The 9863-nt window shown below is 43.0% G+C and carries 9 protein-coding genes; 5 read left to right on the top strand and 4 right to left on the bottom strand.

The features are described 5' to 3' along the window. Positions 1–135: 135 nt before the first annotated feature. On the top strand, positions 136–771 hold the full coding sequence (locus Q0A12_RS03235) for a pentapeptide repeat-containing protein (protein ID WP_291291271.1): 636 nt from the start codon (positions 136–138) through the stop codon (positions 769–771). 4 nt (positions 772–775) lie between these two features. Here the strand turns inward: Q0A12_RS03235 and Q0A12_RS03230 are convergent, their stop codons facing one another. Together Q0A12_RS03230 and Q0A12_RS03225 are read right to left on the bottom strand one after the other, a co-directional pair. Further along, on the bottom strand, positions 776–1639 hold the full coding sequence (locus tag Q0A12_RS03230) for a magnesium transporter CorA family protein (RefSeq protein WP_291291272.1): 864 nt from the start codon (positions 1637–1639) through the stop codon (positions 776–778). A gap of 134 nt (positions 1640–1773) precedes the next feature. After that, positions 1774–2418, bottom strand: a complete 645-nt coding sequence (locus Q0A12_RS03225) for a deoxynucleoside kinase (RefSeq protein ID WP_291291270.1) — start codon at positions 2416–2418, stop codon at positions 1774–1776. A 415-nt stretch (positions 2419–2833) separates the two neighbouring features. On the opposite strand from Q0A12_RS03225, the gene mvk reads away from it, so the two are divergent. Genes mvk through fni form a run of 4 tightly spaced genes read left to right on the top strand, consistent with a single transcriptional unit; the run spans position 2834 to position 6894 of the window. Next, a complete protein-coding gene (gene mvk / locus Q0A12_RS03220; protein WP_291291269.1) occupies positions 2834–3766 on the top strand; it encodes a mevalonate kinase in 933 nt (310 codons plus the stop codon). Next, positions 3759–4778, top strand: a complete 1020-nt coding sequence (gene mvaD, locus Q0A12_RS03215) for a diphosphomevalonate decarboxylase (protein WP_291291268.1) — start codon at positions 3759–3761, stop codon at positions 4776–4778. Before mvk ends, mvaD begins: the two co-directional genes overlap by 8 nt. Next, positions 4775–5854 carry a phosphomevalonate kinase gene (locus Q0A12_RS03210; protein ID WP_291291267.1) on the top strand — a complete coding sequence of 360 codons (1080 nt, stop codon included), beginning with the start codon at positions 4775–4777 and terminating at the stop codon, positions 5852–5854. Before mvaD ends, Q0A12_RS03210 begins: the two co-directional genes overlap by 4 nt. Next, on the top strand, positions 5854–6894 hold the full coding sequence (gene fni / locus Q0A12_RS03205; protein WP_291291266.1) for a type 2 isopentenyl-diphosphate Delta-isomerase: 1041 nt from the start codon (positions 5854–5856) through the stop codon (positions 6892–6894). The genes Q0A12_RS03210 and fni overlap by 1 nt, the downstream gene beginning before the upstream one ends. A 174-nt stretch (positions 6895–7068) precedes the next feature. Here fni and celB read toward each other — a convergent pair whose 3' ends face one another. Next, positions 7069–8430 carry a PTS cellobiose transporter subunit IIC gene (gene celB, locus Q0A12_RS03200; protein WP_291291265.1) on the bottom strand — a complete coding sequence of 454 codons (1362 nt, stop codon included), beginning with the start codon at positions 8428–8430 and terminating at the stop codon, positions 7069–7071. A 3-nt stretch (positions 8431–8433) separates the two neighbouring features. Then, the gene (locus Q0A12_RS03195; RefSeq protein ID WP_291291264.1) at positions 8434–9822 is read right to left on the bottom strand and encodes a glycoside hydrolase family 1 protein; all 1389 of its coding nucleotides are present in this window, start codon (positions 9820–9822) and stop codon (positions 8434–8436) included. Positions 9823–9863 lie beyond the last annotated feature (41 nt).

The raw sequence follows: 9863 nt of genomic DNA, 5'->3' as shown, positions 1-9863 counted from the left end.
GAACCTTGATTTTTCAATGGCTAAATTTGACCCATTGAATAAAATTCACAATCTATTCTCAAAAATCGTCCTACTGCCAAAGGTTGCCTTCTACTCATGGTATACTAGAAAAAAAACAAAATTCTGAGGTGCAACATGAAAAAAAAGCAGCCTACTCCACTTTTACCGATTATTGAGCAGCTAGAACCAAAGGACTTTTATTTAGAAAATGAAGAAATCTTTGAACAAGCTTTTTTTACAGAAACAGATGCCAGCTATGACGCTTGTACTGGTCTCATTTTAAAACAGTGCCACTTAAAAAAAATCACCATGCAAAAGACCAGATTGGAACATTGGGAATGCCAAAATGTTTTCTTTGAAAACTGCGACTTTTCCAACATGGAGTGTTTGGGCGCTAGTTTCCACCAAGTACACTTCAAAAATTGTAAGCTGACCGGGACGAATTTTGCGGAAAGTTACTTTCGCGACTGTACCTTTGATTCTTGTGTGGGCAACTTTGCTTCCTTCAGCAACACCAATTTGAAAACCATCCGCTTCATCGAATGCCAGCTGAATGATACAGAATTTTATGAAGTCCAATGGAAAAATCTGCAGCTGCAGCACAATCAGCTGACAAACAGTAATTGGTTTCGGACCAAACTCTATCAGCTAGATCTGCGGACCAATCCTTTCCGGAAAATCGCTCTTTCGCAAGAAATGTTGCGAGGATTGATCGTTGACCAAGAACAAGCATTAGTGATCGCAGCTGGTTTGGGTTTAGTGATTGATTGAGGCATCACTTGATTCTGCGCCAGAGAGCAATCAGCATCCATCCTGACAAAACTAAACTGATCAGTAACGCGATGCCCCAGCCAAACACAGTATTCGTGAAGGGCAAAGGAACGTTCATGCCAAAGAAGCTAGTAACGATCGAAGGCACCGTTAGTAATAACGACCAGACCGTCAAAAATTTCATGGTGTCGTTCAAGTTATTGTTCAACAGATTATTATACGTCCCGGACAATTGTTCCAGAATTTGAAACGCTAGCTGTGTCATTTCAACGGCTTGTTTGGCTTCGATCAGTGCATCATCCAATTGTTCTTTTTCATTGTCATCCATTAAACGAAAGAATGATAAAGCTTTGATCTGTTCTAATAAAACGGCATTTTGTTTCGTTGCCGAAACCAGATAAACTAGCCCAATCTCCAAGTCGGACATATCCAATAAGTTCTTATTGGTAGTCTTTTCTCGCAACCGCTGATTGAGATGCACCCGATCGCTATTGACTTCCTCCACTAGAGGAAAAAAAGTTCCTGAGATCAAAAAAAGACTGTTGAAGAGAAAATGGATCGGCGTCTGCAACGGACTTTGTTCAAGGACCCGTTCCATCATCGGGATCACATATTGGGTATTTTTTGAAGAAAAAGTAAACAGGCGATCTTTTTTTAGAATAAATGTCATTGGACTGGTTTCAAAATGATTGTCTTTCTTTTCTTGCTGAGGCACATTAAACACCAACAACAATGCTTGATCGTCGGTATCAAATTCCACACGGGCGCGTTCGTTCTTATCTAATGAATAAGTTAGCATTTCATCCGTCAATTGATGTTGTTGTTGTAACCTTGCAATACCACTGCTGTCTTGCTGGTCGATTTGGATCCATTCATAGCGACCATTGTAAAATCGTTTTTTTTCCACTGGTTTCCCTCCACACGTTCCATACTTGCTTTCTTCTATTATAAAAGAAAACAGCTGGAATCCCCACTTAAATGGGCTGGATTCCAGCTGTCGTTTTATTTACGCACTTTTGCCAGTGCTTCATCGACCATCGCTAATACTTTTTGGGCCGCTTCAGGGTCTTCAACAAAATTGAATTGATCGCCATCGATTTGAATTTTCGGACTTTCCTGGTAATCTTCGTACCACTGGTCGTAGCGTAAATTCAATTCTTGATAATAGTCATACAAGGTAGAATCAAAAGATAACTGCTCGTATTCCCGTCCCCGTTTATTGATCCGTTCCAGCATCGTTTCAAAAGAAACCCGAATATGAACCAATAAATCCGGATGTTTTTTATGGGCAGCATAGGGCAATTCTTCCAACATATTGGCCAACAAATCATCATAGACCTTTACTTCGGTATCCGTTGCCCGCCCTAGGTCCGCATTTAAATGGAAAAGCAGCGAATCTTCATAAATGGATCGATCTAGTACATTATTATCATCGTTCAATGCTTTTTTGATACTGTCAAACCGTTTATTCAAAAAATAAATCTGCAGTAAAAAAGCATATTTATTTGGATCGGCATAAAACAACGGCAGCACTTCATTATCATCGATTGACTCATAAAACGCCTGACTGCCTAAATGATCGGCTAACAATGCCGTTAGACTTGATTTTCCTGCGCCGATAGTTCCTGCTAATACGATCACGCTCATATCCCCCAACTCACTCATCACTAAATATTGTATGTTTCATTTGCGTAATCAACTATACACTACTAGATGTTGTATCGTCAACCCAGCACATTTGAAGCATAAAAACAAAAATTTTTCAATAAAAGTTTAAAGTTTTTCAGTTTTTTACGTTTTCTTTTTCGGAATACTTAACGAAACAGCCTTCTTCTAGTAGAATAAGAAAGAATCTTCTCGTTTTTCTACTGATGTCTAGTGATTTCATAGAAAAGCGAGCACAAACGACAGCACTTAGCAAATAGGTATAACGATTAAATAGAAGTGCAGCAATAGCCAACGATGAACTCTTAGGATCAAGTATGGGATAGAATTTCTTCCTTTTCCTTTGAGGAAATTTTTTTTGACTTTTGTTGCCTTTCTAAGAGAAATGAGGATAATGATGTCACTCGGTACTGGCATAGCTACAGGAAAAATCATTTTAATGGGTGAACATTCAGTCGTCTACGGTGAGCCCGCCATTGCTTTTCCCTTTGCGGGGGCCAAGGTCCACGTAGAGATGACGGATAGCCTGGGAAATGAATTAACCTCCAATTATTATCATGGCCCGCTAGAAGGAGTGCCGCCACATTTAAAAAATGTCAAAGAACTGCTTCTACGCTTGCAAAACGATTATCAAACCGGTCCATGTTCTGTTTCGATCGTCAGTACGATTCCTTCAGAACGAGGAATGGGTTCAAGCGCAGCTGTTGCCGTTGCGCTGACTCGGGCCTTTTTTGATTGGCAGCAAAATGACTTGGCAAAAGAGTTGCTATTGGATTACGTCGATTTTTCTGAGAAAATCGCCCATGGTAATCCTAGCGGCATCGATGCTGCGGCTACTAGCGGCAGTGAGGCGATCTATTTTATCAAAGGGCAGCCAATTACTTCATTCCCATTGACGATCGATGGCTTTTTATTAGTCGCTGATACTGGGATCAAAGGGCAGACCCGGACAGCTGTCAAAAGTGTCGCACATCTTTTTGACACGCAAAAACACCAAACCAGCCAAGCCATCAGCCGCTTAGGGCATTTAGCACAGAAAGCTAAAGAAGCTATTTTACATAATCAGCTGACACAGCTTGGGCAAGCCATGACTACTGCCCATGAAACCCTCCAGCAGTTAGGTGTCAGCAACCAAAAACTGGATGAGCTCGTATCGTTGGCATTAGCCAATGGGGCTTTCGGCGCTAAACTGACTGGTGGCGGCCGTGGCGGCTGTATGATTGCATTGACTCAGACAAAATCAGAGGCTGAAGCGATCAGCCGTATTTTATTGTCCAATGGCGCTTGTGCTACTTGGATTCAAGGATTAGGAGCTTACGAATATGCATAAAGGAAAGGCGCGAGCCTATACAAATATTGCTTTGATCAAATATTGGGGCAAGGAAAACGAAACACTGATCTTGCCAATGAACAACAGCTTATCTTTGACGTTAGATGCTTTTTATACCGAAACCTCGGTTACCTTTTCTAAGGAATATACTCAAGACTGTTTTTTGCTAGATGGAAAACAGCAAAACGAGGCAGCCACAAAGAAAATCACTGCCTTCTTGGATCTTGTTCGGGCAAAAGCCGACTGCCCTTTTTATGCACAAGTTGACAGCCGCAATTATGTTCCTACAGCTGCTGGATTAGCTTCATCGGCAAGTGGACTAGCCGCATTAGCCGGGGCTTGCAATGCCGCGCTTGACTTACAATTGACACAAGAAGAACTCTCTCGCCTCGCTCGGCGGGGCTCTGGTTCTGCTTGTCGCAGTGTCTTTGGCGGCTTTGTCGAGTGGCATACCGGTGATGATACTACCTCCTATGCCACCCCAGTTGCTTCAGACGGCTGGGAAGAAGAATTAAGTATGCTCTTCATCTTAATCAATGACAAAGAAAAAGATGTTTCCAGTCGTGACGGAATGCGTCGGACTGTAGAGACTTCCAGCTATTATTCTGGTTGGCTAGAAAGCACACCACAGGATTTGAAAAAATTAAAACAAGCCATCCGCGAAAAAGACTTTCAATTATTAGGTGAAACGACTGAAGCCAATGCACTAAAAATGCATGCTACGACTTTGGCTGCAACGCCGCCTTTCACCTACTGGTCTCCTGACTCTCTGCGAGCAATGGATTGTGTCCGTTCCTTGCGTCAACAAGGATTGGCTTGTTACTTTACGATGGACGCCGGACCTAACGTCAAAGTCCTTTGTCAAAGAAAAGACGAGAAAGCCATCTTGGCCCAGCTAAAAAAAGACTTTCAAGATGACCAATTGATCGTCGCTCATGCAGGACAAGGATTGATCACTTTACCGATGACAGCCGACGATCAGTCGACAACAACTAGAGGAGTGGCGAAATGATAGAAATCTCAGTTCCCGGCAAACTATTTATCGCAGGTGAATATGCAGTCGTTGAACCAGGACACCCAGCGATCATTGTTGCGGTGGATCAATTCATCAATGTAACGATCGAAGGTGCCCGCAGAAACGGCAGTATTCAATCTGCCCAATACAGTGACTTGCCGATTCGTTGGACTCGCCGCAATGGCGAACTTGTGCTGGATCACCGAGAAAACCCTTTTCACTACATTCTAGCCGCGATTCGCTTAACTGAAAAATACGCCCAAGAAAAGGGAACCCTGCTCTCTTTTTACGACTTAAAAGTTACCAGCGAGCTAGATAATTCCAATGGGCGAAAATATGGGCTTGGCTCTAGTGGCGCAGTGACCGTTGCTACGGTTAAAGCGCTCAACCTCTACTATGATCTAAAAATGGATCGCTTAACGCAATTCAAAATCGCAGCATTGGCCCATTTAGCCGTGCAAGGAAATGGCTCATGTGGCGACATCGCTGCCTCTTGTTATGGCGGCTGGCTAGCATTTTCGACCTTTGACCATGAGTGGGTCTTACAAAAACAGCAGGAATGGACATTGACGCAGCTGTTGACCAGCAATTGGCCAGAGCTTTCGATCCGTCCATTGACTGTGCCAAAATCATTGCGGCTATTAATTGGCTGGACCGGCAGTCCTGCTTCTACTTCTGATTTGGTTGATCAAGTCTACCAATCGAAAGAAGCCAAAGAAAAAGGCTATGCCCAGTTTTTGGCAGACAGCAAAGACTGCGTTAATCGATTGATTGATGGCTTTATCAATGAAGATAGTCGCACGATCAAAAAAATGATTACCGAAAATCGGAAATTATTACTAGAATTGTCTAGTCTAACTGGTGTGACCATTGAAACTCCTGCATTGAAGAAATTATGTGACTTAGCAGAAACCTACCGTGGTGCTGCTAAATCTTCCGGTGCTGGCGGTGGGGATTGCGGCATTGTGATCGTCGATCAAAAAACCGGAATCCTGCCATTGATGAGTGCGTGGGAAAAAGCCAATATCATTCCATTACCTTTACACGTTTACCATTATCGGGAGGAAATCTAATGAATCGAAAAGATGAACATGTCTCATTGGCAAAAGCCTTTCACAAGCCACGTTCAAATGATTTTGATGCGGTTCAAATTATCCACCAATCCTTTCCGGAGATCGATAGTGCACAAGTCACTTTGGAAACGGAACTCTTTGGCCGCTCTTTTGCCACCCCCTTTTTCATCAATGCCATGACTGGTGGAAGTGAAAAAAGCAAAAAAATCAACCAAGACTTAGCGGAAATCGCGAAAGCCTGTGATTTGATGATGGCCACCGGTTCGGTCTCTGCCGCATTAAAAGACCCAGCACTTTCCGATACCTTTCAAGTCGTTCGCCAGGTCAATCCAGAGGGCTTTCTTTTGGCAAATGTCGGTGCTGGCAGTTCCGTTGAAAATGCCTTGCGGGCTATCGACTTATTTGAAGCCGATGCTTTACAGATACATCTGAATGCCCCGCAAGAGCTGGTGATGCCTGAAGGGGACCGTGCCTTCAGCAACTGGCTAAGTCTGATCGAACAAATCGTGCAGGTCTCTCCAGTACCAGTCGTCGTAAAAGAAGTCGGTTTTGGTATGACTCGAGAGACCATTCAGCAATTGGTTTCGGTAGGCGTACAAACGATCGATGTGGCTGGCAGTGGCGGAACGAGTTTTACTCAGATTGAAAATGCCCGCAGAAAGAAACGAGAAATGGCCTACTTGGATCACTTCGGCCAATCGACGGTTATTTCTTTACTGGAAGCCAACGAAGTGCAGCAACCCTTCACGACAATCGCATCAGGAGGGGTTCGCGATGCTTTTGATATTTTCAAAGCTTTATGTCTTGGTGCCAAAAGTGTCGGTATCTCTGCTACGATTTTGACCATGCTCCTAGATAAAGGACCTGCAGAAACGATTGCCACCATCCAGTCATGGAAAGAACAGCTTCAGCTGCTCTACACCATGGTCGGACAAACCCGTACACAGGATTTGACTAATGTACCGCTAGTTTTCTCCGGTTCTGTCAAAGACTGGTGTCAAGCCCGACAAATTTCGTTGTCGGATTACAGTTTTCGCTAAAAAAGCTGCACAGAAGTGTGAAACGCCAAGAAATAAGGAAGAAGCCACGGAAATTGCTTTTCAAATTTCAGGTTATTTCGATTGATTTCTCGGGGGTACCTCTGATCCCGCCGTTTAGACATGTTTAGAGCGTGGGACAAAAGTGTTTTTACTTTTGTCTCACGCTCTTTTTGTCTATTGATCATGGCGAGCCGCTTCTGCTTCATTTGCTTGCTGCTCCACAAAAAGTTTGTTATCGTACATTCGGAAAAACGGATAATAGCAGACGATCGAAATCAATAAATTAAGAATAGCGATCAAAATACCGCGAAAATCGCCGCCAGTCCCAAGAAATGCTCCGATTCCGACAGGTGAGATCCAAGGAATACCGGTAATCACTTTAGCTACAATACCGAAGGATGTAGCAAAGTAAGCGACCGTCACATTGATCAATGGTGTCACAATAAAAGGAATAATCAAATAGGGATTATAGACGATTGGTGCCCCAAAGATCACTGGTTCATTGATATTGAATAATCCTGGAAGGATCGCCGCTTTGCCCAACACTTTCAACTGTTGGGATTTAGCTCGAAATAACATCAATAAGACCAACCCTAACGTGCTGCCAGCACCCCCAATGAAAATGTACATATTGACGAAATCGCCGGCAAAAATATTGGTTGCGCCATCGATATTTTCAGTTAACGCAACTAATAAAATCGGATTGATAAAACTGTTTTTGATGACGGCGGTTCCGTGAACCCCTACCGCCCACAACAAATGGATCAACAACATGATTACAATGATTCCTAGCCAAGAACCTGTCAAATCTTTTACAAATTCAAATGGTTTTGACAACAAGCCATGCAAGTCCGTATGGAAAATGGCTAAACAACCATTGATCAAAATCATCAAAAAGGCAATAATAATCGCTGGAATCAGGGAAGCAAATGCCTTACTGACCCCGTCTGGAACTCCTGCTGGCATTTGGATCGTGATTTTCTTTTTAACACAAAAACGGTAGACTTGGGTTGCAAGCACCGCTGTAATGATACCGATAAAAATACCGACCCCACTAAACCGTGTCACCCAAGAGCCAAGTGCCACACCGTTATAAATAATGGCTGTCTCTCCAGTTGTTTGAAGCAATTGTGCCCCACTATCGGAAATATCGACTTGAATGATCGTCATCAAAAAGGCAAATAAACCAAGAGTTGCGCCAACAAAGCTGCTCAATTGGAGTTTTTCTTCTTTCCGATAGATATCCGTTAAATAATAGGCAGTAGCCAAACAATAAAAGAGGGCGATCGAACCGATTGACATGGTTGTCGCGACACTATAAAGCGGGGAAAATTTCAAAATCGTCTGTTCAAAGAAACCAGCCAGCGGCGGAATAATTTGAGGCAGGTTATTGATGATCAGAAAAATCGAACCCACGATCGTGAAAGGTACCGTGATGATTCCCGCTTGCATAATTGCTCGGATAAAACGCAAATTAGCAACTTTATTTAACGGCGGCATCAATCGCTGCTCTAAAAAAGTAAAGACATGATTCATTGCTTACCCCTCCCAATGGCCCTTTTCAATCAACTTTTGGTACCAGTAAAAACTATCTTTTTTCACACGTTTTTGTTCTTTTTCATCGGCATCGTTCCGATCCACATAAATAAACCCATAGCGCTTTTTGATGCCTTCATGAACACTGATCAAATCAATCGCTGACCAAGGACTATAGCCGATCAACTCCACTCCTGACTCGATAGCCGCAAGACATTGCTGGATGTGCTGTTGCAAATAATCGATACGATACGGATCATGGACTGCGCCATCTTCTAGATGATCTTCTGCCCCCAAGCCGTTTTCTGTAATAATGATTGGTAAATGGTAACGATCATAAAGTGTCTGTAAAGTCGTCTTTAAGCCTAGAGGATCAATGGTCCAGTTAAACGCATTTTTCTTCAAATACGGATTCGTAAATCCTTTATAAAATCCTCGCTCCATGATGTCTTCACTTTGTTGGTCACTGATCCCATTCGTCATGTCTCCATCCATCGTAGGCTGTTCCACTGTGACCGTCGTATAGAAGTTCATGGCTACAAAGTCAGGAAAAGCACTGGTCATTAAAGCCTGATCCTCTGGCAGGACAGTAATCTTCACTCCATTTTTATTTAAGTAATCTTGAAAGACAGTGTTGTAGCGTCCAAAGCAAGCAAAGTCTAAATACGCCCAATTTCGGACACTGTTGAAATAAAGGGCTGCTTGATTGTCTTCCGGCTTGCTGGTTGCTGCATACACAAGTGAGATATTAGGGACCGGTCCGATCTTGCCATTGGGAATGAGTTCATGGCAGTGTTTGAAGGCCAGCTTTTCGGCAATCATCAGATGATGGAATTGCTGATACTTCTCCGTCAGAGGAATCGTTTTACCTAGAATCTTGCGATCGACTAAGAGCATGATATTTGGCTCATTGATCGTCAACCAATGGGTCACCCGATCACCGTAAGCTTTGAATAATGTCTTAGCATAGGTTTCAAAAGCTTCAACTGTACTGCGTTTTGTCCAGCCTCCCTCATCTTCCAACGCTTGTGGCAAATCAAAGTGATTTAACGTAATAAACGGTTGGATTCCCTGCTTCAACAATTCGTCAATGACAGCACTGTAATGGTCCAATCCTTTCTGATTAACGCGGCCTCGCCCTTCAGGAAAGATCCGCGACCATGCAATTGAAAAGCGGAAAATTTTGATTCCTAGTTCTGCTAATAAGGCGATATCTTCCTTATAACGATGATAATGATCCACCGCCACTGTAAAATCGGCGATCTCGTTATTGTCTCGGGGACGAGTGTCTTGAACACTTAGTCCTTTGCCATCTGCTAAATAAGCCCCTTCGGTTTGATGCGCGGAAATGGATGCTCCCCATAAAAAATCTGTTGGAAATTTTGATGTCATATTATTCTCCTGTCTCCTTTTTATAAAGCGTTTTCTGGTAT

The sequence above is a fragment of the Enterococcus sp. genome (genome assembly GCF_022711995.1).
Lineage (GTDB): Bacteria > Bacillota > Bacilli > Lactobacillales > Enterococcaceae > Enterococcus_D.
This window is presented reverse-complemented; position numbering and strand designations above follow the sequence as displayed.